The sequence below is a fragment of the Citrobacter sp. TBCP-5362 genome, from assembly GCF_005406305.1.
Lineage (GTDB): Bacteria > Pseudomonadota > Gammaproteobacteria > Enterobacterales > Enterobacteriaceae > Citrobacter_B > Citrobacter_B koseri.
Map to the genome: position 1 here is coordinate 2,255,543 of NZ_CP040234.1, position 24,910 is coordinate 2,280,452.

22 protein-coding genes and 1 riboswitch are annotated in these 24,910 nt (G+C 55.1%); of the genes, 15 read left to right on the plus strand and 7 right to left on the minus strand.

Annotated features, from left to right (window positions below; all coding sequences use genetic code 11):
• The first annotated feature begins 89 nt into the window (after nt 1-89).
• Nucleotides 90-725: a LysE family translocator gene (locus FD428_RS10775; protein WP_114847928.1), complete on the plus strand. Its 636-nt coding sequence runs from the start codon at nt 90-92 to the stop codon at nt 723-725.
• Between the two features lie 2 nt (nt 726-727).
• Here the strand turns inward: FD428_RS10775 and FD428_RS10780 are convergent, their stop codons facing one another.
• Genes FD428_RS10780 through FD428_RS10790 form a run of 3 tightly spaced genes read right to left on the minus strand, consistent with a single transcriptional unit; the run spans nt 728 to nt 4,877 of the window.
• Nucleotides 728-2,104, minus strand: a complete 1,377-nt coding sequence (locus FD428_RS10780; RefSeq protein WP_114847883.1) for an efflux transporter outer membrane subunit — start codon at nt 2,102-2,104, stop codon at nt 728-730.
• Nucleotides 2,101-3,183: an HlyD family secretion protein gene (locus tag FD428_RS10785; RefSeq protein WP_110494243.1), complete on the minus strand. Its 1,083-nt coding sequence runs from the start codon at nt 3,181-3,183 to the stop codon at nt 2,101-2,103. The genes FD428_RS10780 and FD428_RS10785 overlap by 4 nt, the downstream gene beginning before the upstream one ends.
• A gap of 41 nt (nt 3,184-3,224) precedes the next feature.
• Nucleotides 3,225-4,877, minus strand: coding sequence for an MFS transporter (locus FD428_RS10790; RefSeq protein WP_047463611.1), 1,653 nt, complete (start codon nt 4,875-4,877; stop codon nt 3,225-3,227).
• Nucleotides 4,878-5,147: 270 nt separating this feature from the next.
• Here FD428_RS10790 and FD428_RS10795 point away from each other — a divergent pair, with 270 nt between their 5' ends.
• Entirely contained in the window at nt 5,148-5,948 is an 801-nt protein-coding gene (locus FD428_RS10795; protein WP_114847884.1) for a YdcF family protein, read from the plus strand.
• Between the two features lie 204 nt (nt 5,949-6,152).
• Complete coding sequence (gene aldA / locus FD428_RS10800; protein ID WP_058669193.1) at nt 6,153-7,592, plus strand: aldehyde dehydrogenase; 1,440 nt, start codon at nt 6,153-6,155, stop codon at nt 7,590-7,592.
• 39 nt (nt 7,593-7,631) lie between these two features.
• On the opposite strand, the gene FD428_RS10805 is transcribed toward aldA, so the two are convergent.
• Both FD428_RS10805 and gap read right to left on the minus strand, forming a co-directional pair.
• The gene (locus tag FD428_RS10805; protein WP_114847885.1) at nt 7,632-8,558 is read right to left on the minus strand and encodes an alpha/beta hydrolase; all 927 of its coding nucleotides are present in this window, start codon (nt 8,556-8,558) and stop codon (nt 7,632-7,634) included.
• Nucleotides 8,559-8,690: 132 nt separating this feature from the next.
• Nucleotides 8,691-9,692 (minus strand): type I glyceraldehyde-3-phosphate dehydrogenase, encoded by a 1,002-nt coding sequence (gap, locus tag FD428_RS10810; protein WP_047463617.1) that lies wholly within the window; start codon nt 9,690-9,692, stop codon nt 8,691-8,693.
• Between the two features lie 190 nt (nt 9,693-9,882).
• Here gap and cybB point away from each other — a divergent pair, with 190 nt between their 5' ends.
• The 4 genes from cybB (at nt 9,883) to FD428_RS10830 (ending at nt 13,901) form a co-directional block, all read left to right on the plus strand.
• A complete protein-coding gene (gene cybB / locus FD428_RS10815) occupies nt 9,883-10,413 on the plus strand; it encodes a cytochrome b561 (RefSeq protein ID WP_012132327.1) in 531 nt (176 codons plus the stop codon).
• A 203-nt stretch (nt 10,414-10,616) separates the two neighbouring features.
• Nucleotides 10,617-10,892 carry a metal/formaldehyde-sensitive transcriptional repressor gene (locus FD428_RS10820; RefSeq protein WP_012132328.1) on the plus strand — a complete coding sequence of 92 codons (276 nt, stop codon included), beginning with the start codon at nt 10,617-10,619 and terminating at the stop codon, nt 10,890-10,892.
• 32 nt (nt 10,893-10,924) lie between these two features.
• Complete coding sequence (locus FD428_RS10825) at nt 10,925-12,043, plus strand: S-(hydroxymethyl)glutathione dehydrogenase/class III alcohol dehydrogenase (protein WP_012132329.1); 1,119 nt, start codon at nt 10,925-10,927, stop codon at nt 12,041-12,043.
• 169 nt (nt 12,044-12,212) lie between these two features.
• Nucleotides 12,213-13,901 (plus strand): methyl-accepting chemotaxis protein, encoded by a 1,689-nt coding sequence (locus FD428_RS10830; protein WP_012132330.1) that lies wholly within the window; start codon nt 12,213-12,215, stop codon nt 13,899-13,901.
• A gap of 62 nt (nt 13,902-13,963) precedes the next feature.
• Here the strand turns inward: FD428_RS10830 and FD428_RS10835 are convergent, their stop codons facing one another.
• Nucleotides 13,964-14,887 (minus strand): LysR substrate-binding domain-containing protein, encoded by a 924-nt coding sequence (locus tag FD428_RS10835; RefSeq protein WP_012132331.1) that lies wholly within the window; start codon nt 14,885-14,887, stop codon nt 13,964-13,966.
• Between the two features lie 230 nt (nt 14,888-15,117).
• Nucleotides 15,118-15,190: riboswitch (Fluoride riboswitch) on the plus strand.
• Nucleotides 15,191-15,265: 75 nt separating this feature from the next.
• Between FD428_RS10835 and FD428_RS10840 the strand changes: the two genes are divergently transcribed.
• The 6 genes from FD428_RS10840 to rimL all read left to right on the plus strand — a co-directional run bounded on the left by FD428_RS10840 (nt 15,266) and on the right by rimL (nt 22,133).
• Nucleotides 15,266-16,168, plus strand: a complete 903-nt coding sequence (locus FD428_RS10840; protein ID WP_114847886.1) for a DHHA2 domain-containing protein — start codon at nt 15,266-15,268, stop codon at nt 16,166-16,168.
• A gap of 81 nt (nt 16,169-16,249) precedes the next feature.
• Complete coding sequence (locus FD428_RS10845; protein WP_049011627.1) at nt 16,250-17,593, plus strand: VOC family protein; 1,344 nt, start codon at nt 16,250-16,252, stop codon at nt 17,591-17,593.
• 41 nt (nt 17,594-17,634) lie between these two features.
• Complete coding sequence (locus FD428_RS10850) at nt 17,635-19,143, plus strand: carboxylesterase/lipase family protein (protein WP_114847887.1); 1,509 nt, start codon at nt 17,635-17,637, stop codon at nt 19,141-19,143.
• A 244-nt stretch (nt 19,144-19,387) separates the two neighbouring features.
• On the plus strand, nt 19,388-21,043 hold the full coding sequence (locus FD428_RS10855; RefSeq protein WP_024130319.1) for a glucan biosynthesis protein D: 1,656 nt from the start codon (nt 19,388-19,390) through the stop codon (nt 21,041-21,043).
• Between the two features lie 178 nt (nt 21,044-21,221).
• Nucleotides 21,222-21,446 carry a YdcH family protein gene (locus FD428_RS10860; protein ID WP_012132337.1) on the plus strand — a complete coding sequence of 75 codons (225 nt, stop codon included), beginning with the start codon at nt 21,222-21,224 and terminating at the stop codon, nt 21,444-21,446.
• A 141-nt stretch (nt 21,447-21,587) separates the two neighbouring features.
• On the plus strand, nt 21,588-22,133 hold the full coding sequence (gene rimL / locus FD428_RS10865) for a 50S ribosomal protein L7/L12-serine acetyltransferase (RefSeq protein ID WP_012132338.1): 546 nt from the start codon (nt 21,588-21,590) through the stop codon (nt 22,131-22,133).
• Here the strand turns inward: rimL and ydcK are convergent.
• On the minus strand, nt 22,125-23,105 hold the full coding sequence (ydcK, locus tag FD428_RS10870) for a YdcK family protein (RefSeq protein ID WP_114847888.1): 981 nt from the start codon (nt 23,103-23,105) through the stop codon (nt 22,125-22,127). The two genes, rimL and ydcK, sit on opposite strands and share 9 nt — an antisense overlap.
• Before the next feature lie 112 nt (nt 23,106-23,217).
• Here ydcK and tehA point away from each other — a divergent pair, with 112 nt between their 5' ends.
• Together tehA and tehB are read left to right on the plus strand one after the other, a co-directional pair.
• Nucleotides 23,218-24,219, plus strand: a complete 1,002-nt coding sequence (tehA, locus tag FD428_RS10875) for a dicarboxylate transporter/tellurite-resistance protein TehA (protein ID WP_058669188.1) — start codon at nt 23,218-23,220, stop codon at nt 24,217-24,219.
• A complete protein-coding gene (tehB, locus tag FD428_RS10880; RefSeq protein ID WP_114847889.1) occupies nt 24,219-24,815 on the plus strand; it encodes a tellurite resistance methyltransferase TehB in 597 nt (198 codons plus the stop codon). The genes tehA and tehB overlap by 1 nt, the downstream gene beginning before the upstream one ends.
• The last annotated feature ends 95 nt before the right edge of the window (nt 24,816-24,910 follow it).

Consider the following 24,910-nt stretch of genomic DNA (forward strand, 5'->3'; position numbering starts at 1 on the left):
AGTTTTATTCGTTTTTCAAATGTCATCGCTCGCTGAATAATGCCGGGAGTTTCCGGGCCTGTGTGCGTTATGAAGGAGAAAAGGCGTTGATTAATCTGACATTGCTGAGTGCGTATAGTTTATCGGTTTTACTGTTGCTGGTCACGCCCGGCCCGGTGGTTGCGCTGGTAACCGGAACGGCGGCCCGGCACGGTGCGCGTAAAGCCTTTGCGACGGTGATCGGAACGAACAGCGCCTCTCTGGTGCTGATTATCCTGGCGGCGCTGATGCTGGCCGGGGTGGTGTCGATCTCCGGTTTGTTTCTGTCTTTGCTGGGGATCGCAGGGTCGTTGTATATCGGCTACGGCGCGTTAATCAGCCTGCGGGCGGGGAATCCGCAGGCAAATGCGCAAGAAAACACGGTCGCTGCGGGCGACGGCGGGGTGATCCGGGGATTTATTACCGGCATTTCAAATCCGAAAGACATCCTTTTCTTTGTCGCTTTCTTCCCTCAGTTTATTGCGGTGACGCAGAACTTCGCCGCCAGCATTATGACGCTGACGGTGGTGTGGATCATTTTTGATTTTGCTGTTTTATCGCTGTACATCCTGCTCATCAATAACTGGTTGTCACCGCATCACAGCAGGCGTATTGGGCTGGCGTCATCGCTGTTTTTGCTGGTGATATCGCTGTCTGGCCTGGTCTATAACGTCCGCGAAATCATTCACCACTTGCCGTACGGATGACGTCAGACTGACCAGCCGCCGCCCAGCGCTTTGTAGAGATCAATCTGTGCCAGCAGCAGATTGTTTTTCACCTGCACCACATTGGTTTGCACTGAGAACAGCGTGCGCTGGGCGTCCAGTACATCCAGATAAGACGAATAGCCATTGCGATAGCGATTCTGGGCGATGCGCAATGTTTCCTGCGCCACATCCTGCTGCGCCTGTAATTCACTGAGTTGTTCCTGATAGCGGGTGATGGCGTCGAGGCTATCGTTTACCTCTCTGAAGGCGTTACGCACGGTTTTTTCATAACTGTACAGCGCCTGATTACGCTGGGACTGGGAAATATCGACCTGCGCATTCAATGCCTGACGGTTAAGCAGAGGGGCGAGAATGCTGCCGCCGATACTCCATAAGCGGAGCGGGTCGTCAAGCAGACCGGGGAGCGTGCGATCCTGCACCGATCCGGTCGCCGTCAGGTTGATCGACGGCAGCAGGCTGGCGCGAGAGGCGGCAAGCGTCGCATCAGCCGCAATAAGCTGTCTCTCGGCCTGCACAACATCAGGACGGCGGTTGAGCAACGAAGAGGGCAACTGTGACGGCAACGTTAAGGGCGTCAGCGCATCAAAACGGTCGCTACGGGCCAGGCGCGTCGGGTTGCTGCCCAGCAGAAGACTCAGCGCGTTTTCCTGTTGTGCGATCTGGTGCTCAAGCAGGGGAATTTGCGCGCGCGTCGAGCGAAGCTCAGAATCCGACTGCATCAATTCCAGGCGCGAGCTGTAGCCTGTTTCATATTGCCGTTTTGCCAGATTCCAGGCTTCTTCACGCGATTTCAGCGTCGATTTTGTCACGTTGAGCTGCTCATCCAGCGCCAGCAGCGTGACATAACCGGACGCAACGGACGAGGCAACGGTCAGATCGGCGGCGGCCGCCGCCGCTTTTTGCGCCGCCAGCGAGGCCTGCGCCGCACTGGCGGTGCTGCGATTAACGCCCCAGATATCGACATCGTAGCTTGCCGTCAGGCTGCCCTTATACAACGTGCTGTAGATCGGAAGTCCGGTTGCCGCAGACTGCGTTCGCGCCCGCGCCCCGCTAACGCCCGCATCCAGCGAGGGGAACAGGCTGCCTTCGGCGGCATAGACCCTGGCCTGGTATTCATTTACCCGTTCGCGGGCAATCAGCACGTCACTGTTATTTTGCAGCGCCTGATCGACATAACGATTCAGATGAATGTCGTGAAAATTTCTCCACCATACCTGTTCTGTTGCGCTGGCGGGGCCGGTGGCGGTTCGCCAGGCGGCGGGGATTTGCAAAGACGGTTTTGCGGGTGCCACATCAACCGACTGACAGCCACTGAGCAGCAGGGCGAACAGTAAAGCGGCAACGGGACGGCGCGTCATTGTTTCGCCTCCCGGGTATCGATATGTACCTGCACCGACATGCCCGGACGCAATCGCGCAATCTCCTCCGGTTTACCCAACACCTCTACCCGAACCGGAATACGCTGGGCGATTTTGACAAAGTTGCCGGTCGCGTTGTCCGGCGTAATGGCGCTGAACTCCACGCCGGTTGCCGGAGAAATGCTCTCCACCCGGCCTTCATAAACCCGATCATTCAGCGCATCGACGGTAAACCGTACCGGCTGACCCACGCGCAACTCCGCCAGTTGCGTCTCTTTTATATTGGCGATAACCCAGTGCTGCGGCGGCACCAGCGTGGTGAGGTGCGTTCCGGCGGTGACATACGCGCCGAGGCGGACGGCAATCTGCCCAAGCTGGCCATCGCGCGGCGCGACAATGCGGGTATTTTGCAGATCGATCTGCGCCAGTTCTAACGCTGCGCGGGCATTTTCAACGTCGGCTTCCAGCGCTCCCCGGTTGACGATCACCGTTTGTAAATCCTGTCGTGACATCTCCAGCGTGGCTTTCGCCTGGTCGATATCCGCGCTGCCTTGCGCGGCGCTGGCCAGCGCCGCATCGCGTTCACGAATCGACAGTGAACCGTCGGCGGTGAGATCTTTCACGCGTTTCAAATCTGCCTGAGTCTTCAGACTTTGCGCTTTGGCGTTCTTCAGTACCGCTTCATTGCGCGCAATCACGGCTTCGGCGCTTTTACGCTGTTGCAGGTTGTTATTTAACGCGGCGATTTTCATGGCCAGCTGCGCTTCGGCCTGATGGACACGCTGGCGATAAATACGGTCGTCGATCTGCATCAGCAGTTCGCCTTTTTTCACCTGCACAAAGTCCTGCACATTCACCTGCGTGATATATCCATTCACCTGCGGGCTAATAAAGGTGGTTTGTCCACGCACATAGGCGTTATCCGTAAATTGCGTATGGCGGGTAAACGGCGGTAATTGCCAGGCGTAGAGGATCACCAGAACCCCGACGAGGCCAATGGCGGCAGCGGCAAAAATTGACACCACACGGAGATTGTTTCGGGTATTTGCCTGCTCTTTGGCGGCATCCTGCTGACTCATAGCGGCTCCTGAGGTAAAGCGATAAACATAATTTTCATCTGTTACTTGGTTCCGGTGGCTTTTTTCAGCGCCATCCGGGCGGTAATACGCAGTCGCAGCAAGCGCCATAAAATCCAGATTAGCGTAGCGGCGGCAATGCTGGCCGTCAGTAAATAAGTATCGTTATAGGCGAGGATATTTGCCTCAAGCGACGTAACGGTTTGTAGCTGGGCGATCGCCTGGGTGTTCAGCAATGCGCTGTCGCCAATCAGGTTTTTGTACATCTGGCTGTACATCTGTAGACGCTCATTCACTAGCGGATTTAGCGTGGTGAGCTGATCGGCCAGCAGGCTGGAGTGATATTTTTCACGCCAGGTCTGGAACGTGCCGAGAATGGCGGAGCCCAGCAGACCGCCGATGTTCTGACTCATCCCAAATAAGACGGAAAAACTGACCAGGTTGCGCGGATCGGCGATGACGCCGCCGATACCCGCCAGCATTGCCGGGGCAAGGAAAAACGCGCTGCCAAAGCCGAGTAAGAATTGGCTGACCATTAACTGGTCGGGGCGCGTCAGGTTTGTGGAGTGGCTGTCGAGCAGCGAGGCGACGATCATCAATGCCAGCGACGTAATCACGGGCCAGGCCAGCCTCGTCGGTTTAATCGTCAGGCAACTGGTGATGATGCCGCACACAATGCCAGCGAAAATTGACCAGGCCAGATGTGTCATTTGCTCATTCTGTAAGCCAGCGTATTGCAGCCAGCCAATTACGCCGGTGTTTTGCTCCGCCAGCACAATGCGGATCAGCAGCATAATCAGCCCCAGGCGGAGAATACTGCCGCTGGAGAGCCAGCGCGTATTCAACAGCGGATTGCTGCGGTTATGCTCGAACACAATTGCGCTGATGATGAGTACCGTCGCCAGCGCCAGGGACCAGCCAATCCAGGGCGCTTCAAACCACCAGTCCAGTCGCCCCAGCGACAGCACGGCACAGACCAGCGCCATGCCGGGCGCGAGCAGAATAAAAGTAATAAAGTCTTTCTTTTCAAAAACCTTACGTCTGTCGCCGGGAGGCAGTTTTAAGGCGATGACGCAGCCCAGCGAAACCAGCGCCAGTCCCAGCTCAAAGAAGTACAGGCCGCGCCACTCATCCAGTTGCAGCAGTTCGGTAGAGAACAACCGGGCGAGGGGAATAGCCAGCGACGACCCGGTAATACCGATCGTTAACGCTTTCAGACGGTGTTTCGCAGGCCAGGCCTGTATCTGATAATAAATACCCAGCGAACTGAGCGCGGCGGCGACCATACCGTGCGCCGCGCGTACCATTAGCGCGGAACTCAGATCGTTGACGAAGAGGTGAAAAAAGGTGACCAGCACATACAGCACCAGAAAACCTTCGGTAAATGCCCGCAGACCAAACTGCTGGCGAAATTTCACCAGCAGCAGGTTAATTGAGACATTGGTCATGACATAAACGGCTGGCAGCCAGGCGATCTCCGTCGACCAGGCGGCAAAGGTGCCCTGTAAATTTTGCAGATTCGCGGTCACGACCGCGTTCCCGAGTGCGCCGGTCAGACACACCAGCAGGCCGACCACGCCGTAGGCGATGCGTTTCGGCGTGCTGTGAATGGGAGTCGAAGGTGAGCCTAACAGCGCGGGCTTTTCGTGAGGCTGCCACTCGCGAGGAGCATAAGGATCGCGTTGGGGCAGGCGCATAACGTCGTATACCTTTGTATTATTTTAATGGTTAGCGGGCTAATGATTCTACGTCTGACGTAAACCATAATTCAAGTGAATATGAAAACGCCCGGTAAATCAAATATTCATTGCCGTTAAGCCGGGATTTTCGCTCATTGAACGTTGTTTGACATCAACGCTTTATCTCACCCTCGCACCACAGGATAATCAGCGGATCGTCTTTCGGAGTGATCTGGTACTCACCAGAAGCCACTCCGGTACTCTGCAAGGAACACAGGAGGAAGAACCATGAGAATGAGACCGTTTCCGGCATTATCCAGTACAACGCTGGAAGCAGCGAACACGCTGGGGCATTGGCTGGCCCAAAATGACTTCTCTGGTGACGCGCCGTATCAGGCTGACTGCGTTGTGCTGGCGGGGAATGCCGTCATCCCGGCGATAGACGCCGCCTGCAACATAGCGAAAGCGCAGCAGATCCCGCTGTTGATCAGCGGCGGCATCGGCCATTCCACCACGTTTCTCTATGCCGCCATCGCCGGGCACCCGCGCTACAACACCATACGCACCACCGGGCGTACGGAAGCCAAAATCCTCGCGGATATCGCTCATCAGTTCTGGCAGATCCCGACGGAGAACATTTGGCCAGAAGACAAGTCAACAAACTGCGGTGAGAACGCGCAGTTTAGCTGCGCCCTGATTAGTCAGGTATCGGCGCCCATTAACACCGCCATTATCGTACAGGACCCGACAATGCAACGCCGGACGATGGCGACGTTCCGCCGCGTCACCTGCGACGATCCCGATTCGCCCCGCTGGTTGAGCTATCCTGGTATTGTCCCGACGCTGTGCCAGCACGATGACGGCGTGGATTTTGCCGGAGAACAGAAGGGGTTGTGGTCCGTGGATCGCTATCTCTCCCTGATTGCGGGAGAGCTTCCGCGCTTACGGGATGATGAAACCGGCTACGGGCCGCGTGGCCGCGACTTTATTGTGCACGTTGATATTCCCGCTGACGTTGAGGCGGCGTGGCAGACGCTGCAAAATGACGCTGACCTGATTGAGACCATGAACAGTCGTTCGTTGCGTTAATGTTACTTTCTTGCCCGTTTGCGGAAATTTACGCTCAAACGGGCAAACTCTCTCCCCGATATTGCCCCTCTGACAGAACCTTCCTGGCTGCTTTTATGAAGCACATCACAAAACCAGCACCGCAGACGACCCTGAGAACATGTGATTGTTATTACTTAACAATGATTTTACTTGTTAAAAACAATTCAATTACATGAGCAGCGCATGTCCGCACCCGTACAACACCCGATGTATATCAATGGTCAATTTGTTAGCTGGCAGGGAGACGCATGGATTGATGTGGTGAATCCTGCCACCGAAGAACTGCTCTCCCGTATTCCTGATGGCGGCGCGCAAGAGGCGCGTCAGGCCATTGACGCCGCTGCGCGCGCTCAGCCGGAATGGGAGGCGCTGCCTGCGATTGAACGCGCGGGGTGGCTGAGAAAGATCGCGGCAGGGATTCGTGAGCGGGCAGAAGAGATCAGCGCGCTGATTGTCGCGGAAGGCGGAAAAATCCAGCAGCTGGCGCAGGTGGAAGTCGCGTTCACCGCCGACTACATCGAATATATGGCCGAGTGGGCGCGCCGTTATGAAGGCGAGATCCTGCAAAGCGACCGCCCCGGAGAAAATATTCTGGTCTTTAAACGCGCGCTGGGCGTCACCACCGGGATTCTGCCGTGGAACTTTCCGTTCTTTTTGATTGCCCGGAAGCTCGCTCCGGCGTTGTTGACCGGGAATACCATCGTCATTAAACCCAGCGAATTTACGCCAAACAATGCCATTGCTTTCGCGCAGATCGTGCATGACATCGGCTTACCGAAAGGCGTATTCAACCTGGTGCTGGGACGCGGTGAAACGGTTGGGCAGGAGCTGGCGGGGAACCCGAAAGTCGCGATGGTGAGCATGACCGGCAGCGTGGTCGCCGGCGAGAAAATTATGGCGGCGGCAGCGAAAAACATCACTAAAGTTTGCCTGGAACTGGGCGGGAAAGCCCCGGCAATCGTGATGGACGATGCGGATCTTGAGCTGGCCGTGAAAGCGATTGTGGATTCCAGAGTGATCAACACCGGGCAGGTCTGTAACTGTGCTGAGCGCGTTTATGTACAAAAAGGGATTTACGATCGCTTTGTGAATCGTCTGGGCGAGGCGATGAAAGCGGTTCAGTTTGGCGATCCGGCACAGCGTGATGACATCGCAATGGGGCCGCTGATTAACGCTGCCGCGCTGGAGCGGGTAGAGCAGAAAGTGGCGCGTGCCGTACAGGAAGGCGCTCGCGTGGCGTTGGGCGGCAAGGCCGTGGAGGGCAAAGGTTATTATTATCCACCGACGCTGCTGCTGGACGTTCGCCAGGAGATGACCATCATGCATGAGGAGACATTTGGCCCCGTGCTGCCGGTTGTGGCGTTTGATACGCTGGAAGAGGCGCTGGAGATGGCGAACGACAGCGATTACGGTCTGACATCGTCTGTATATACGCAAAACCTGAATGTTGCGATGAAGGCGATCGGCGGGCTGAAATTCGGCGAGACCTATATCAATCGCGAAAACTTTGAGGCGATGCAGGGATTCCATGCTGGCTGGCGCAAGTCAGGTATTGGCGGGGCGGATGGCAAACACGGTCTGAACGAGTATCTGCAAACGCAGGTGGTCTATTTGCAGTTCTGATGTAGCAGGCCGGGGTTTTCCCCGGCCTGCTAATGGCGGTCACACTTTGGTCGCAATCCAGTTCATCATCAGTTCCGGCCAGACCGCGACCGGCAATCCCTGCGTATCACGCATGCCAAACCCGTGTTTTCCTCGCTCAAACAGATGCATTTCCACCGCTACGCCAGAACGGCGCAGCGCGTTAAAAAATACTAGGCTGTTTTCCACCTTTACCGCCGGATCGTCGATGGCATGCAGCAGAAATGTGGGCGGCGTAGCGGCATCCGCGCGTTCCTCAAGCGAGTAGTGGCGAATCTGTTCATCGTCAGGTTCCGCGCCCATCAGTTCAAGGCGAGAGCCGGGATGATGAATGTCGTCACGCATGGTGATGACCGGATAGACCAGCGCCATAAAAGCAGGGCGGGCGTTGATTTCATCCAGGCTATCTATAGGGGAATAGACGGGTTCAGCAAAACGCGTCCCCAGACTGGCGGCGACATGCGCACCGGCAGAAAAACCCAGCACCCCGATGCGTTCCGGGTCGATCTTCCACGCTTGCGCATTGGCGCGAAGATAGCGCATCGCGCGCTGCACATCCGCCAGCGGCGCGTTTGCCCCCTCATCATGGCCATCTCCGGGCATCCGGTAGGTCATCACGAACAGGGTATAACCACGCGCATTAAAAAAGGGCGCCAGCGCGCTGCCTTCTTTGTCCAGCACGACGCGCCGGTAGGAACCGCCTGGCGTCACGAGAAGCCCCACGCCGTTGGGTTTATCTGGCGCGTAAACGGTGATTTCAGGAGATCGGACACCCGTGACGGCGCGATCGAAGATGGATGTACCGGTATGCCGCGGTTCTGGCGTAAAAACAGCATCGCTGTTTTTCGCTCCGGGGGCTTCGCCATCAGGCCAGAGGGTAAATGTGGCTGAGCGGGAGACGGCTTGCGCCATCATTTCTTCTAAGGTTTCGCGGCTGAATACGTCCATGACTGTGCTCACTCAGTGATAAACGTTATCTATAACACAGTTAATCCATTGAAAATCGGAAGGGATTCACATCGTCTTGAATAACCAGATAAATGGTGAAAACGGCGGAGGAACAATGCCTCCGCCAGAAGGTCAGAGTTTGGCGAATTTATCCAGCGTGCGAATGAGCTGAGTTACAAAACCGTACTCGTTATCGTACCAGGCGACGGTTTTCACCAGTTGCAGATCGCCCACTGTGCTGATTTCAGTTTGCGTGGCATCGAACACCGAACCGAAATGTGAGCCGATAATATCGGAAGAGACGATCTCTTCATCGGTATAGCCGAACGACGGATTATGGGTTGTCGCTTTCTTCAGCGCCGCGTTGATCTCTTCCGCAGTGACTTTTTTCTCCAGAATCGAGACCAGTTCGGTTACAGAGCCGGTTTTCACCGGAACGCGCTGAGCATGGCCTTTAAGTTTTCCGCTCAGTTCAGGAATCACCAGACCAATGGCTTTCGCCGCGCCGGTGGTGTGGGGGATGATGTTTTCCGCCGCCGCCCGCGAAGCGCGCAGATCCTTCCCGCGCGGCCCGTCAACCAGCGACTGGGTTCCGGTGTAGGCGTGAATTGTGGTCATGGTGCCAACCTGAATGCCAAAGTTGTCATTCAGCGCTTTCGCCATCGGCGCCAGGCAGTTGGTGGTGCAGGATGCGACAGAAACAATCTGGTCGCTGGCATCCAGCGTGTCGTCATTCACGTTGAAGACAATGGTTTTCATATCGCCAGCCGGGGCGGAAATCAGCACTTTTTTAGCGCCAGCGTCGAGGTGCGCTTTGGACTTCTCGGCTGAGGTATAGAAGCCGGTGCACTCGACAATGATCCCGGCGCCGGTGGTTTTCCACGGAATATTTTTAGCCTCTTTTTCTGCGTAAACCGCAATTTTTTTGCCGTCCACAATCAGCGCGTCTTCGGTGAAATCTACACTCCAGGGGAATACGCCGTAGTTTGAGTCATATTTCAACAGATACGCGAGAATTTTAGGGGAGGTCAGGTCATTGATGGCGACGACATCAATGTCGCTTTTCACTTCCAGCAGACGACGTAACACCAGACGACCGATACGACCAAAGCCGTTAATGCCAATTTTACTCATGGTTTTCTCCTGTCAGGATGCAACGGTACGACACATTTTTTCCCTACCAGGCATAGTCCAGTCAGGCGTCCAGGGCAATAACAGATTTTGCGGCTAAGCGTAACTGGTTGAAATTGGGTGAACAAAAGTTAATGAATTTTTAACAAAAGCTCGCTATGTTGACGCTTTATTTTTTTACTCAGGACGTGTTATGAGCAATAAGTACACAAGCCTGCAAATTGGCATCCACTGGCTGGTCTTTTTACTGGTTATTGTGACCTACTGTGCAATGGAGTTGAGGGGATTTGCGCCCCGCAGCTATCGTCCGTGGATCAATATGGTTCATGTCTCGTGCGGGATGACCATCCTGGTGTTGATGGTGACGCGTCTGCTGGTCAGACTGAAATACCCGGCGCCGCCCATTGTGCCAAAACCAAAGCCGATGGTGACCGGAATGGCGCATCTTGGGCATCTGGTGATCTATCTGCTGTTTATTGTCTTGCCGATTATTGGTCTGGTGATGATGTATAACCGGGGCAATCCCTGGGTTGCGTTCGGCCTGGTGATGCCGCATGCGTCAGACGCTAATTTTGAGGTGGTGGATATGCTGAAAACCTGGCATATCACGCTGGCGAAACTGGGGTATTTTGTCATTGGTTTGCATGCCGCCGCGGCGCTGATGCATCACTACGTCTGGAAAGACAATACGCTATTGCGCATGATGCCGCGCAAACGTTCCTGACTCTTCTCACCACCCCGCGTAATGCGGGGTTTCTTTTAGAAAACACCTGCGTGTAACCAGACCCGTGACGCAGGTGAAGAAAACGGGTCTACATCGGAAGCGGGCAGTATAGCCATTTGTCATACAAATAGCGAGATGCTGCTGTTGGTTTTACAGTCACATAACAAATCTGATAGTATACCCCCCTATAGTATGGAGGGCGTATGCCGCATTCACCTGAAGATAAAAAACGTATTCTCACTCGGGTTCGCCGTATCCGCGGGCAGGTTGACGCGCTGGAACGGGCGCTGGAGTCAGGAGAACCTTGCCTGGCGATCCTGCAACAGATTGCCGCCGTTCGCGGCGCATCTAACGGGCTGATGGGAGAGATGGTTGAGATTCACCTGAAAGATGAACTGGTCAGCGGCGACACCACGCCGGATCAACGCGCCGTGCGCATGGCTGAAATCGGCCACCTTCTGCGCGCTTATCTAAAATAAACAGATCACCTCACAATAATGGGAAGAGACAAATGAAATCACGTGCAGCAGTTGCATTTGGCCCCGGCCAGCCGTTAAAGATTGTTGAAATTGACGTCGCGCCGCCGCAAAAAGGCGAAGTGCTGGTCAAAATTACCCATACCGGCGTTTGCCATACGGATGCGTTTACGCTCTCCGGCGACGACCCGGAAGGCGTGTTCCCGGCGGTGCTGGGTCACGAAGGCGGTGGCGTGGTGGTTGACGTTGGCGAAGGCGTCACCAGTCTGAAGCCAGGCGATCATGTTATTCCGCTGTACACCGCAGAATGCGGCGAGTGTAAGTTCTGTAAATCCGGCAAAACCAACCTGTGTCAGGCGGTGCGCGCCACGCAGGGTAAAGGGTTGATGCCGGATGGCACCACCCGTTTTTCTTACAACGGCGAACCTGTCTATCACTATATGGGCACCAGCACATTCAGTGAATATACCGTTTGTGCTGAAATTTCCCTGGCGAAAGTCAATCCGCAGGCGCCGCTGGATAAAGTCTGTCTGCTGGGATGCGGCGTCACCACAGGGATTGGCGCGGTACACAACACGGCAAAAGTAAAAGAAGGGGATAGCGTTGCGGTCTTTGGCCTGGGCGGTATCGGCCTGGCGGTGATTCAGGGAGCAGTGCAGGCGAAAGCCGGGCGTATTCTGGCGGTTGACACCAACCCGGAGAAATTCAAACTGGCGGAAGAAATGGGCGCGACCGATTTCATTAACCCGAATGACTATGACAAACCCATCCAGGATGTGATTGTTGAGCTGACCGATGGCGGCGTCGATTTCAGTTTTGAATGTATCGGTAACGTCAATGTGATGCGCGCAGCGCTGGAATGCTGCCACAAAGGCTGGGGCGAGAGCATCATCATCGGCGTGGCTGGCGCAGGCCAGGAAATTAAAACCCGTCCGTTCCAGCTTGTTACCGGGCGCGTCTGGCGCGGTTCCGCTTTTGGCGGTGTGAAAGGGCGTAGCCAACTGCCAGGCATGGTGGAAGAGGCGATGGCGGGGAAAATTCGTCTGGACCCGTTCATTACCCATCGCTTGCCGCTTGATCAAATCAACGATGCCTTTGATTTAATGCATCAGGGCAAGTCCATTCGTACCGTTATCCATTTCGGTGATAACTGATTCACATGCCAGCGGGTTTGCCGCTGGCACTTTCCTGAATTTTCAGGAATAAATGTTGTGAAAATGTGACAAACATTCCGATTTTCACCGTAAGCAAACTTCCTGGAATGCCGATGACTATCTAACGGGCGTGTTTTATACGCAATAACCTACAAGAGAGTCGACGGTCATGGACAACACATCAACGATGCAAGCACCGCATAAACTGGGTTTTCTGCATCATATTCGGCTGGTTCCGCTGTTTTCCTCCATTCTCGGTGGCATCCTTCTTCTGTTCGCACTCAGTTCCGGGCTGGCGGGGTACTTCCTGCTACAGGCAGATCGTGACCAGCGGGATGTGACGGACGAAATTCAGGTGCGGATGGGCTTATCCAACAGTTCTAACCATCTGCGTACCGCGCGTATCAATATGATCCATGCAGGCGCGGCGAGCCGCATTGCTGAAATGGATGACATGAAAGCCAATATCGCTGAGGCGGAGAAGCGGATTAAGCAGTCGCAGGAAGGCTTTAACGTCTTTATGGCGCGGGCGGTAAAAACACCGGCTGACGAAGCGCTGGATGCGGAGCTGAATACCCGCTTCAAAGCCTATATTGATGGCCTGCAACCTATGTTGAAATACGCCAGAAACGGCATGTTCGAGGCGATTATCAACCATGAAAACGAACAGGCCAGACCGCTCGATACCGCGTATAACACCGTATTGCTCAAGGCGATTGAGCTACGCACGGCGCGCGCGAATCAGCTTAGCGACCAGGCGCATCAGCGCAGCCAACTGGGATTGATGTTCATGATTGGGGCGTTCGCGCTGGCGCTGGTGCTTACGCTACTGACGTTTATCGCGCTCCGCCGGACGGTAATCAACCCTCTGCAACGTGCTGCGCAGCGTATTGAACAGATTGCCGCAGGCGATCTCACCATGCCGGATGATCCAACCGGACGCAGCGAAATCGGTCGCTTAAGCCGCCATCTCCAGAAGATGCAGTCCTCTCTGGGGCAAACGGTGGGAACGGTACGTCAGGGGGCGGAAGAGATTTATCGCGGCACCAGTGAGATTTCCGCCGGCAATACCGATTTGTCATCGCGTACGGAAGAGCAGGCCGCAGCAATTGAACAGACCGCAGCCAGCATGGAAGAGCTCACGGCCACGGTGAAACAAAATGCGGACAACGCGCATCATGCCAGCAAACTGGCGGAAGACGCCTCCGGCAAAGCCAGTCACGGCGGTCAGATGGTGTCTGGCGTCGTAAAAACAATGGGCAACATCTCCAATAGCTCGAAGAAAATTTCCGAGATCACCGCCGTCATCAACAGCATCGCTTTCCAGACCAATATCCTGGCGCTTAACGCGGCGGTCGAAGCGGCGCGAGCGGGTGAACAAGGGCGCGGTTTCGCCGTGGTCGCCAGTGAAGTGCGCACGCTGGCAAGCCGCAGTGCGCAGGCGGCGAAAGAAATTGAAGGGCTGATCAGCGAATCGGTCAGACTGATTGACCAGGGCTCCGGGGAAGTCGTCGCAGCAGGCAACACCATGAATGATATTGTCGATGCCGTGCGACGCGTAACGGACATTATGCTGGAGATCGCCGCAGCCTCTGATGAGCAGAGCCGTGGGATTGTGCAGGTGAGCCAGGCGATTTCCGAGATGGATAAGGTCACGCAGCAAAACGCCTCGCTGGTCGAAGAGGCCTCTGCCGCCGCCGCGTCTCTGGAAGAGCAGGCCGCTCGCTTAACCGAAGCGGTCGGGGCGTTTCGTTTGCAGGGGGGAAGTGCGATTAAACGCGCGCCGTCTGTGGACGTCGTCGCCAGTTCATCACCGCAGCCGGTAACAACCAGCGGTGATAACTGGGAAACGTTTTAAGCCTTAATATTGCCGGGTAACGACGCTAACGCGTCTTATCCGGCATTTATTTGAGGGCGCATTCAGTGCGGCATGGATTTGCGGATAGCGGCGATCAGCGCCTGCGCGCCGGGAGAAAGCGGCGTGTCCACGCGGGTGAGGATGCCAATCGGTTCGCCAGCGCCCAGAGTGGGAATCGGCAGTGATACCAGCGTAGCCTGGCGCAGATCTTCTTTCACCGCGCCTGAAGGGACAAACCAGACGTAGTCATAATCAACGGTAAGCTGGCGAGACAGCGAGGCCGACAGCGTTTCGATGCAGCCAACGGGCATTTTGCAGCCCTGACTTTGTAGCAGACCTTCCGCATTCTGCCGGGGAGCGGTGCCTTTGGGCGACACAACCACCGGCCATTCCATCACACGGCTTAAGGTGACGGTTTCCTGTAACAGCGGGTGATTAGGGCGCACAACCAGCTTCAGCGACTCCAGAAACAGCAGCTCGTAATTCAGACCACTCATCAATTCCGGGTCGGACATCCGGCCAATACCGAGATCGATTTCCCCCGTTTTTAAGCCAGCGAGCAGCATCGGGTTATTCATGGTGGCGACCTGTAACGTCGTCTCTTTTTGCTGCTTATGGAACTGACCAATAACGGCCGGAAGGATACCCAATGCGGCGGTGGGCAATGCGCCAATGCGCACCACATCATTATTGAGGCTTTCTTTGCGATTCAACGCCTGGCCCGCGGTATTAAGCGCATCAAGCACTTTTACCGCATGGGTGAGGAACTGTTCGCCGGGCAGCGTTAACTGCGCGCCGAGGCGACCGCGCTCAAAAAGGCGGGTTCCGGTCAGTTGCTCCAGCTCGTTAAGCGTTTTAGAGAGTGCAGGTTGACTCAGGTTAAGGGTTTCAGCCGCGCGCCCCAGTGTTCCTTGTTGGGCGACAGCTACAAAAGTATGAAGATGGCGCAAACGGATGCGCTGACTAAACAAGCTATTTTTTTCCATAAGCGATGTTAAAAACAGAGCGGTGCCGGTGACAAGTAAAGTTATTGGTTTTTGATAACCTGATAGCAAAATATTATTAACATCTAACTCATTTCTTTTACAAGAAGTTTGTTTTGCTTATGTTTTGTACGATTCACAGTGATGTGAGAATAATGACAATGCGTGGCGCAGAAAGCGACAGGTCATAACGTGAGTTCATACTTGAAAGAGACATCAAGCGGGTTCACAATCCTGTGCAGGGTGATGGCGTTCCACCTTATTCCAACCGCCTCGTTTCAGTAGGCTGATGACGCCTGATATGACTCTTTATCACCAGGAGCGTGTCGGGCTGGTCAATACTCTTCCGGTTCCTCATGCTTTTTCCAACAGGAAACAACAATGATATATGTAATTGGTCACCTCAATCCTGATAGCGATGCTATCTGTACGGCCATGATGACGGCGCGCTGGCTGACGTTACGCGGGCAGGAGGCAGTGGCGTTCCGCACGGGGGAAGCCAACCGTGAGACGCAGTTTATTTTTGCGCAGGCGGGGTTGCCCATTCCTGAACGATTAAGCGTTCCGCTCACCGATCGGGACGTCTGGCTGGTTGATTTTACCGAACCAGCCCAGGGGCCGGATTCTTTAGCGCAGAGTAACGTTGTTGGCATTATTGACCATCACCGCTTAGGCGGGTTGATCACCCGACTGCCGCCGGAAGTGTGGGTAAAACCTGTTGGCAGTAGCGCAACATTACTGTGGCAACTGATGACGGATGACATTCGAAAACAGCTTTCACCCGCAGAAGCGACGTTATTATTGGGCGCCGTTCTGAGTGACACCGTCACGCTTCGTTCGCCGACAACGACCCCGGATGACCGCCTTGCGGTGGAATCGCTCAGCCAGCTCGCCGGTTTGTCTCTTGAACGCTTTAGCCGCGATCTTCTGTACGCGAAAACCAGCGTGGAAGGGATGAACGCCAGCCAGCTTCTTCAGAAGGACATGAAAACCTTTACTGTCCACGGGCAGCGGGTTTGCGTGGCGCAGCTTGAGCTGTATGCGCTGGAACAGGTTGATGCGATGATGGACGACCTGCGTGAGGAAATGGCGCGCTATGCCGCCGGGGCAGATGCGGCGCTGGTTGTTCTGATGCTCACGGATATCAATCTCGGTTATTCCCGCCTCTGGTTTGCCGGAGATGCCCAGCCGGACGTCCCGCACCCCTGCGAGGTGGAAGGGATGCTGAGCCGTAAGAAACAGATGCTCCCCTGGCTGGAACATCACCTGAATCCGCACAGGTGAGATCACACTTTGTAAATTCTTCCCACCAGAGTGAACGGCGTTTTCTACACTCCAGGTAATATTCACTGGAGGCATGACATTATGGCGAACACCATCGCGGCTGATGAGATTCGGGAACACTTTTCGCAGGCAATGTCAGCAATGTACCAGCAGGAAGTTCCACAGTACGGTACATTGCTGGAACTTGTCGCTGATGTGAATCTGACGGTACTGGAAAATAATCCTACGCTGCATGAAAAGCTGGCCAACGCGGATGAGCTGGCGCGGCTGAACGTTGAGCGGCATGGCGCGATTCGGGTGGGTACGGCGCAGGAGCTTTCCACCTTGCGCCGAATGTTTGCGATTATGGGGATGTATCCCGTCAGTTATTACGACCTTTCTCAGGCGGGCGTTCCCGTTCATTCCACCGCCTTTCGCCCCATTGACGATGCGTCGCTTTCCCGCAACCCGTTTCGCGTCTTCACCTCGCTATTACGGCTGGAGTTAATTGAGAACGCGGCGCTGCGCCAACGCGCGGCGGATATTCTGGCGAAGCGCGATATCTTTACGCCGCGCTGTCGCGAACTTCTGGACGTCTTTGATGCGCAAGGCAATTTTACCGGGGCGCAGGCGCGGGAGTTTGTGCAGGAGGCGCTGGAGACTTTCCGCTGGCACCGGCACGCCACGGTGGACAGGGAAACGTATCAGGCATTACATAATGAACACCGTCTGATTGCTGACGTGGTGTGTTTTCCGGGGTGCCACATTAACCACCTGACGCCGCGCACGCTGGATATCGACAAAGTGCAGTTGATGATGCCGGAATGCGGTATCGAACCCAAGATCCTGATTGAAGGGCCGCCGCGCCGTGAGGTGCCGATTCTGTTACGCCAGACCAGTTTCAAGGCGCTGGAAGAGTCGGTGCTGTTTGCCGGTGAAACGGAGGGCAGCCATACGGCACGTTTTGGTGAGATTGAACAGCGCGGCGTGGCGCTGACGCCTGAAGGGCGGCGGTTGTACGATGCGTTACTGCATAAGGCGGGGACGGGCAAAGATAATCTTACGCATCAGCTGCATTTGCAGGCGGTCTTTAACGCTTTCCCGGACAGCGAATTTTTACTGCGCCAGCAGGGGCTCGCCTGGTTTCGCTACCGGTTAACGCCTGCCGGTGAATCGCACCGCCAGTCTATTCATCCGGGCGACGACCCACAGCCGCTGATTGAACGCGGTTGGGTGGTGGCACAACCCATTACCTATGAAGATTTTCTGCCGGTAAGCGCGGCCGGAATATTCCAGTCTAACCTGGGTAACGAAACCCAGGCGCGCAGCCACGGCAATGCCAGCCGCGACGCCTTTGAGCAGGCGTTAGGGTGCCCGGTATATGATGAGTTTGCGCTTTATCAGGCGGCGGAAGAACGCAGTAAACGGCGTTGCGGACTGCTCTGATCGCGGTATGCTGTCGGGATGTGAAGGAAAAGGAATGCGTCATGTTGAATCCCTCCATCCCGCTTGTCGAAACGCAACAGGGAAATGTCATGGGTGTCGTGCAAAACGACATCCACATCTGGCGCGGTATACCGTATGCCGCGCCGCCTACGGGTCAGCTCCGCTGGCGGGCGCCACAGCCTGTCGCACCCTGGCAGGGCGAACGCCCTGCGAATACATTTTCATGCGCCAGCTGGCAGGATATTGAATATTGTCGCGAGCTTGGCGGGGGCGATCCGGGGCGTTTTTCCGAGGATTGCTTGTATCTGAACATCTGGGCGCCCGCGATGCGCCCGCAGCCGTTGCCAGTTATGGTCTGGCTGCATGGCGGCGGCTACACCATCGGCGCGGGAGGATTACCGCCTTACGACGGTTGTGCGCTGGCGAAGCGCGATGTCGTGGTAGTCACACTCAATTATCGTCTTGGTCACCTGGGATTTTTTGCTCATCCGGCCCTTGATGACGAGGACGGCGAATGCGTACATAACTTCGCCTTGCTCGATCAGATCGCGGCGCTACGCTGGGTGCAGGACAATATTGCCGCTTTCGGCGGCGATGCGCAGAATGTGACGCTGTTCGGCGAGTCCGCTGGCGCGCGTAGCGTCCTGTCGTTGATGGCGTCCCCACGGGCAAAGGGCCTGTTCCATAAAGCTATTATTCAGAGTGGTTATACGTTACCGGATACGCCGCGCGAGGTCGCGCTGCAAAAGGGCATCGAACTGGCGGCGCATTTTAATTTGCCGAACGCTACTGCTGAACAGTTGCGGGCGCTACCGGCGGAGGCATTCTGGCCGCTGGGCGCACCGTTGAAAATCGCGCCGACGCCGATTTCCGGCGATGCGGTATTGCCACAGCCGATGATGGAGACCTTCTTTGCCGGAAAGCAGCACCCAATGCCGGTTCTGGTTGGCTCCAACAGCGACGAAGCGAGCGTGATGGCAGTGTTTGGCGTTGATCTCGCCGGGCAGATCGCGAAATTGCGGCGCGAACGCCGACTGGGGTTAGGGCTGATCAGGCTGCTCTATCCCGGCGTGAAAGGCGATGAAGAACTGGGGCGTCAGGTCTGCCGCGATATGGCGTTCACCACGTTGGGTTATGTGGTGATGCAGGCGCAGCAGCGGGTAGGTGAACCGTGCTGGCGATACTGGTTTGACTATGTCGCGGAAACTGAACACACAACCTACGCCAACGGCGCCTGGCATGGAAATGAAGTGCCGTATGTCTTTGATACGCTGACGCTAGCGGAACCCGCGCGCAATTACGTGAATGACAACGATCTGGCGTTTGCCCGGCATATCGCCGATTACTGGGTTAATTTCGCCCGTCACGCCAGCCGGACCTGCGATGTTCTGCATGGTCCGGTGCGCTGGCCCGCCAGCGTTCAGGGGCGGGATCGCTTGTTACGCATCGGACTGAATAAATTTGCCGGTTTTAAAGTAGAGAACCGCTTTATGGGCGCGCGGATGGCGCTGTTCAAACGGGTGATGAAACATCACGTCAGTCTGGAATAATGGCGAGATGTCTGGCAGGTTGCGCTTTTCATAACCTGAAAGCGCGCCCATCTGTATTTACACGGTATTCAGTCTGTTCTTATCGACATAAAATATTTTGGCTTTTGTACAGATTATCGACAGCCAACAATTGGATTATTAATGAATTTTGTCTAGAGTGAGCGGTCAGAAACGTTGCACTTCTTGCCGCTGATAGAGACCAGCGCGGGACCATTCACACGACCAGAAGGACTCACTTTCAGGTATGGATCGTAGACGATTTATTAAAGGTTCAATGGCAATGGCCGCCGTGTGCGGTACGAGCGGTATTGCTTCACTCTTTTCCCGCGCCGCTTTTGCGGCAGAGTCTGATATTGCAGATGGTCAAACCGTCCGTTTTGACTTTTCCGTTCTGCAATCAATGGCGAACGATTTAGCGCAAAAGCCGTGGGGCGGTGAACCCCGGGCGTTACCCAATACGCTGGCGAATCTGACGCCGCAGGCCTACAACAGCATTCAGTACGATGCGGCGCACTCTCTGTGGAACAACATCGAAGGCCGCAAGCTGGATGTGCAATTTTTCCACGTAGGAATGGGCTTTCGTCGTCGCGTGCGTATGTTCTCGCTTGATGCCAGCACGCATCAGGCGCGCGAAATTCATTTCCGCCCGGAACTGTTCAAATACAACGATGCCGGTGTCGATACCCGTCAACTGGAAGGGCAAACCGACCTTGGCTTCGCGGGCTTTCGCGCCTTTAAAGCGCCTGAACTGGCGCGTCGCGACATCGTCTCCTTCCTGGGGGCAAGCTACTTCCGCGCGGTGGATGACACTTATCAGTACGGGCTGTCCGCGCGAGGCCTGGCGATAGACACCTATACCGACAGCAAAGAAGAGTTCCCGGACTTCACCGCATTCTGGTTTGAGACGGCGAAACCGGGCGACACCACGTTTACCGTGTACGCGCTGCTGGATAGCCCAAGCGTCACTGGCGCCTATAAATTTGTGATCCACTGCGAAGAGAGTCAGGTGATCATGGATGTGGAAAACCACATCTATGCGCGTAAAGACATCAAGCAGCTGGGTATCGCGCCAATGACCAGCATGTTCAGCTGCGGCAACAATGAACGCCGGATGTGCGACACCATTCATCCGCAAATTCACGACTCTGACCGCCTGGCCATGTGGCTGGGCAATGGCGAATGGATCTGCCGTCCGCTGAATAATCCGCAGAAATTGCAGTTCAACGCCTATCTCGACAATAACCCGAAAGGGTTCGGCCTGCTGCAACTTGACCGTGACTTTTCCCACTATCAGGACATCATGGGCTGGTATAACAAACGCCCAAGCCTGTGGGTGGAGCCGCGTAACAAATGGGGGAAAGGGTCTATTGGCCTGATGGAAATCCCGACGACCGGTGAAACGCTCGATAACGTGGTGTGCTTCTGGCAGCCGGAAAAAGCGATCAAAGCGGGCGATGATCTGGCATTCAAATACCGTCTTTACTGGAGCGCGCAACCGCCGGTTCGCTCGCCGTTGGCGCGCGTGATGGCGACCCGTACCGGTATGGGCGGTTTCCCCGAAGGGTGGGCGCCGGGTGAACACTACCCGGAAAAATGGGCGCGCCGCTTTGCCATTGATTTTGTCGGCGGCGACCTGAAAGCCGCTGCGCCGAAGGGGATCGAGCCTGTCATTACGCTGTCTAACGGCGAAGCGAAACAGATTGAGATCCTCTACGTCGAACCGTTCGATGGTTATCGCATCCAGTTTGACTGGTATCCGACGTCAGATTCGACCGACCCGGTGGATATGCGTATGTTCCTGCGCTGCCAGGGGGACGCCATTAGCGAAACCTGGCTGTATCAGTATTTCCCGCCGGCGCCGGATAAGCGTCGCTATGTTGATGACCGCGTGATGCGTTAATCCGCTCTGCTGCCCCGAGCCGCCACACTGCTGGCGGCTCTTTTCTCCCGACGATTCCCGGCGCATTTTCTGCTCATTATTTAAACTCGATCCCGTTCGCATTATTCCTTATGTCAAATGCGTAAGCTGACGGTGTGTACTTCAGTACACGTTTTACAGCCACTAACAGGGAGTGCGTATGTTTCCAGAATACAGAGATCTGATTTCACGACTGAAAACCGAGAATCCTCGCTTTCTTTCCTTGTTCGAAAAACACAACACCCTTGATCATGAGATTGCCCGGCTGGAAGGTTCTGACGGCAGGGGATACAGTTTGGATATCGTTCGTCTGAAGAAAGAGAAACTCCATCTGAAGGAGGATCTGCTCAGAATATTGCAGAAAGAAAGTTTGAATGAGAGCTGATTCGTTGTAGGCACTGCGCAGTCTTTGTCCTGCTCAAAAGGGCTTCCTGACAGACAAGGAAGCCCTTCCTGTTTTCAGGTATGCGGGCAAGTCTGTGATAAGCTAATAAATCCTGCTGTTGTCACCGTAAAGGATGGAGAAATGGCTGAAGTCATCACGATCAGCGAAACACTGGAACTGCGAGCGGTGGAAGAGTGCCATGTTACGCCGTTACATCAACTGGTGCTTAAAAACAAAGACTGGCTACAGGCATCGCTAAACTGGCCGCAGTTTGTCGCCAGCGAAGACGATACGCGCAAAAATGTGCAGGGTAATATGATGTTGCACCAGCGCGGCTACGCCAAAATGTTCCTTATCTTTCAGGAAGAGGAGGTGGTGGGCGTCATCTCGTTTAATCTGATAGAGCCGTTGAATAAAACCGCCTATATCGGTTACTGGCTGGATGAATCTCACCAGCGGCAGGGTATTATGTCGCGCGCGCTTCAGGCGTTTATCGGCCATTATGCCGGGCGCGGCGAGCTTCGACGCTTTGTGATTAAATGTCGGGTTGCGAACCAGGCGAGCAACCAGGTGGCGCGCCGCAATGGTTTTGAACTGGAAGGATGCCTGAAACAAGCGGAGTTTCTCAACGGGGAGTATCACGACGTCAACCTGTACGCCCGCATTATCGAGAACGCCTCAGAGTAACCCTGCCAACGGTGTTCGTGTAATATGCTGTTCACCGTTAACCACTTTTGGGCCACGCAAGTGGATGCTGTCGCCATCAAAGGTTTCGATCGTCGCCCGATCGGTGATTTCCACATGATGCTCAATCAGCACGTCCCCCAGAATGCGGGCATGGCCTTCGATCAGGATATGATCGTCAAGCAGGACAGGGCCGCCGCGTAGTTCGGCATGACCACCGACCAGAACGTGATGTTTCAATACGCAGTTACCTTCAACCGTCGCGTGCTCCGCCACCTGAGCACTGTAACGCAACGTAGGGATGGCATCTTCCTCCGTTCCCGCAATAACGCGGGCGTGACCGTACACTTTGGCACAGTCGCAAAGCCAGACGTTATTCTCTTCATTTCCTTCGACGATCGCGAAATCAAACACTTCCGCGCGGTGTTCAATAAACGCCTGGGTGACTATCGCATCGCCGTAGATTTGCGCCTGATGCACAATGCGCGAGCTGCTGACGGTGGCGCGATCGTAGATTTGCAGCGTCAGGTCGCTTTCCTGAGTTAGGCCTTTTGCGGCGATAATCTCCGAATGGTGCAGAATACGAGCGTCGCCAGACAGATGACATTCACCGCGAACGACCGAATTCTGCACGGTGACGTTGTTGCTTATCCGGGCGCCGTGACTAATCTCGGCCAGATCAATCCAGACGTTATCACCGATTTGCGCGCGATCTCTGATGATGCAGGCCTGGGTGATGCGGGCGTTGCCTGAAATCATCGCCCCGGCGAATGCGAGGGCATTCTCGTCGTAAATCCAGCAGTGTCCTTCTTGCGCCAGCACGCTTTCGTCGTCGATCCAGCCGCCAGCGGTTCCGGCTTTGACGTCGTTAAAGTCGGTAAGGGCAATGATCTGGCGTAGCAGGACGCTTTTCTTGTGGCCGTTATCCTGATAACTAAAGGCACGCGATTCTTCACTCAGGTGATATTTGCTCATGGGGAATTTCCCTTTGCTCGCTTAAGATAACCGTAGCAAATTTTTCAGCACTGGCTAAACAGGGCGAAATTCCATAAAATGCATTTAAAATATACTTTATAAATTAAACAAAATGAGTAAGAACAAGCAGAGCGACCGGGTGCTTAATCTTCCGGCTGGCTATTTTGGGATGGTACTGGGCACCATTGGCATGGGCTTTGCGTGGCGCTATGCCAGCCATATCTGGCCCGTCAGTCACTGGATTGGCGATGGACTGGTGATCCTGGCAATGATCATCTGGAGCTTGCTGACGCTTGCCTTTCTTAACCGTCTGCTGCGTTTTCCACAGAGCGTACTGGCGGAGGTACGGCATCCGGTAAAGAGCAGTTTTGTCAGCCTTTTTCCTGCGACCACGATGCTGGTGGCGATTGGTTTTGTCCCCTGGTGTCGTGGGTTAGCCGTGGGATTGTTCAGCATTGGCGTCGTGGTGCAACTGGCTTATGCCGCATGGCAAACGGCGGGACTCTGGCGCGGTTCGCATCCTGAAGAGGCGACAACGCCGGGGCTGTATCTGCCGACGGTAGCGAACAACTTTATTAGCGCGATGGCCTGCGGCGCGTTGGGTTACAACGACGCCGGGCTGGTCTTTTTAGGGGCTGGCGTATTCTCGTGGCTGAGTCTGGAACCCGTTATTTTGCAACGTTTGCGCAGTTCCGGTGAATTACCGGCGGTGCTGCGCACATCGCTGGGCATTCAATTGGCTCCGGCGTTAGTAGCCTGTAGCGCCTGGCTGAGCGTCAACGGCGGAGAAGGCGATACGCTGGCAAAAATGCTGTTTGGCTATGGCTTGCTGCAACTGCTTTTCATGCTGCGCCTGATGCCGTGGTATCTGTCACAGCCGTTTAATGCCTCTTTCTGGAGCTTCTCGTTCGGCGTTTCAGCGCTGGCGACGACAGGGCTGCATTTAGGGCACGCCAGCGCGTCGGGATTTTTTCATACGCTGGCGATTCCGTTGTTTATTTTTACCAATTTTATCATAGCGTTATTGCTCGTACGCACGTTTGCGCTGCTGATGCAGGGGAAACTTCTCGTGCGCACAGAACGCGCCGCATTACTGAAATCTGAGGATAACTAATGACCCTTCGTGACGAAAATTACTTTACTGAAAAATACGATTTAACCCGCACGCACTCCGACGTCGTTGAGGCGGCAAAGGTGGTCGCGCCGGGTAAAACGTTGGATCTGGGCTGCGGAAATGGCCGTAATAGCCTCTATCTGGCGGCGAACGGCTATGACGTTACCGCCTGGGATAAGAATCCGATGAGCATCGCCAACGTTGAGCGCATCAAAGCGGCGGAAGGGCTGGAAAACCTGCAAGCAAAGGTGGTTGACCTTAACGCGTTAAGCTTCGAAGGCGACTACGATTTTATTCTCTCAACGGTAGTGATGATGTTCCTGGAAGCGAAAACCATTCCGGGGCTGATTGCCAATATGCAGCGCTGCACCAAACCGGGCGGGCATAACCTGATTGTGGCGGCAATGGATACGGAAGATTTCCCTTGCACCGTGGGTTTCCCGTTTGCGTTTAAAAAAGGGGAACTGCGCCGTTACTACGAAGGCTGGGAATTGCTGAAATACAACGAGGATGTGGGTGAACTTCACCGCACGGACGCCAACGGCAACCGCATCAAACTGCGTTTTGCGACGCTGCTGGCGCGTAAAAGCGCATAACGCAATTTTACGATAGCGTTGCAGGCCTGATACGGCCTGCAACTCGCCATGTTGAATTTGTGCTGGCGATACCATTTATAGTCCATCCAGATTAG

Coding starts and splice junctions, on each gene's coding strand:
- FD428_RS10780 (WP_114847883.1), bottom strand. CDS start 2,104: ATGACGCGCCGTCCCGTTGCCGCTTTACTGTTCGCCCTGCTGCTCAGT.
- FD428_RS10785 (WP_110494243.1), bottom strand. CDS start 3,183: ATGAGTCAGCAGGATGCCGCCAAAGAGCAGGCAAATACCCGAAACAAT.
- FD428_RS10790 (WP_047463611.1), bottom strand. CDS start 4,877: ATGCGCCTGCCCCAACGCGATCCTTATGCTCCTCGCGAGTGGCAGCCT.
- FD428_RS10795 (WP_114847884.1), top strand. CDS start 5,148: ATGAGAATGAGACCGTTTCCGGCATTATCCAGTACAACGCTGGAAGCA.
- aldA (WP_058669193.1), top strand. CDS start 6,153: ATGTCCGCACCCGTACAACACCCGATGTATATCAATGGTCAATTTGTT.
- FD428_RS10805 (WP_114847885.1), bottom strand. CDS start 8,558: ATGGACGTATTCAGCCGCGAAACCTTAGAAGAAATGATGGCGCAAGCC.
- gap (WP_047463617.1), bottom strand. CDS start 9,692: ATGAGTAAAATTGGCATTAACGGCTTTGGTCGTATCGGTCGTCTGGTG.
- cybB (WP_012132327.1), top strand. CDS start 9,883: ATGAGCAATAAGTACACAAGCCTGCAAATTGGCATCCACTGGCTGGTC.
- FD428_RS10820 (WP_012132328.1), top strand. CDS start 10,617: ATGCCGCATTCACCTGAAGATAAAAAACGTATTCTCACTCGGGTTCGC.
- FD428_RS10825 (WP_012132329.1), top strand. CDS start 10,925: ATGAAATCACGTGCAGCAGTTGCATTTGGCCCCGGCCAGCCGTTAAAG.
- FD428_RS10830 (WP_012132330.1), top strand. CDS start 12,213: ATGGACAACACATCAACGATGCAAGCACCGCATAAACTGGGTTTTCTG.
- FD428_RS10835 (WP_012132331.1), bottom strand. CDS start 14,887: ATGGAAAAAAATAGCTTGTTTAGTCAGCGCATCCGTTTGCGCCATCTT.
- FD428_RS10840 (WP_114847886.1), top strand. CDS start 15,266: ATGATATATGTAATTGGTCACCTCAATCCTGATAGCGATGCTATCTGT.
- FD428_RS10845 (WP_049011627.1), top strand. CDS start 16,250: ATGGCGAACACCATCGCGGCTGATGAGATTCGGGAACACTTTTCGCAG.
- FD428_RS10850 (WP_114847887.1), top strand. CDS start 17,635: ATGTTGAATCCCTCCATCCCGCTTGTCGAAACGCAACAGGGAAATGTC.
- FD428_RS10855 (WP_024130319.1), top strand. CDS start 19,388: ATGGATCGTAGACGATTTATTAAAGGTTCAATGGCAATGGCCGCCGTG.
- FD428_RS10860 (WP_012132337.1), top strand. CDS start 21,222: ATGTTTCCAGAATACAGAGATCTGATTTCACGACTGAAAACCGAGAAT.
- rimL (WP_012132338.1), top strand. CDS start 21,588: ATGGCTGAAGTCATCACGATCAGCGAAACACTGGAACTGCGAGCGGTG.
- ydcK (WP_114847888.1), bottom strand. CDS start 23,105: ATGAGCAAATATCACCTGAGTGAAGAATCGCGTGCCTTTAGTTATCAG.
- tehA (WP_058669188.1), top strand. CDS start 23,218: ATGAGTAAGAACAAGCAGAGCGACCGGGTGCTTAATCTTCCGGCTGGC.
- tehB (WP_114847889.1), top strand. CDS start 24,219: ATGACCCTTCGTGACGAAAATTACTTTACTGAAAAATACGATTTAACC.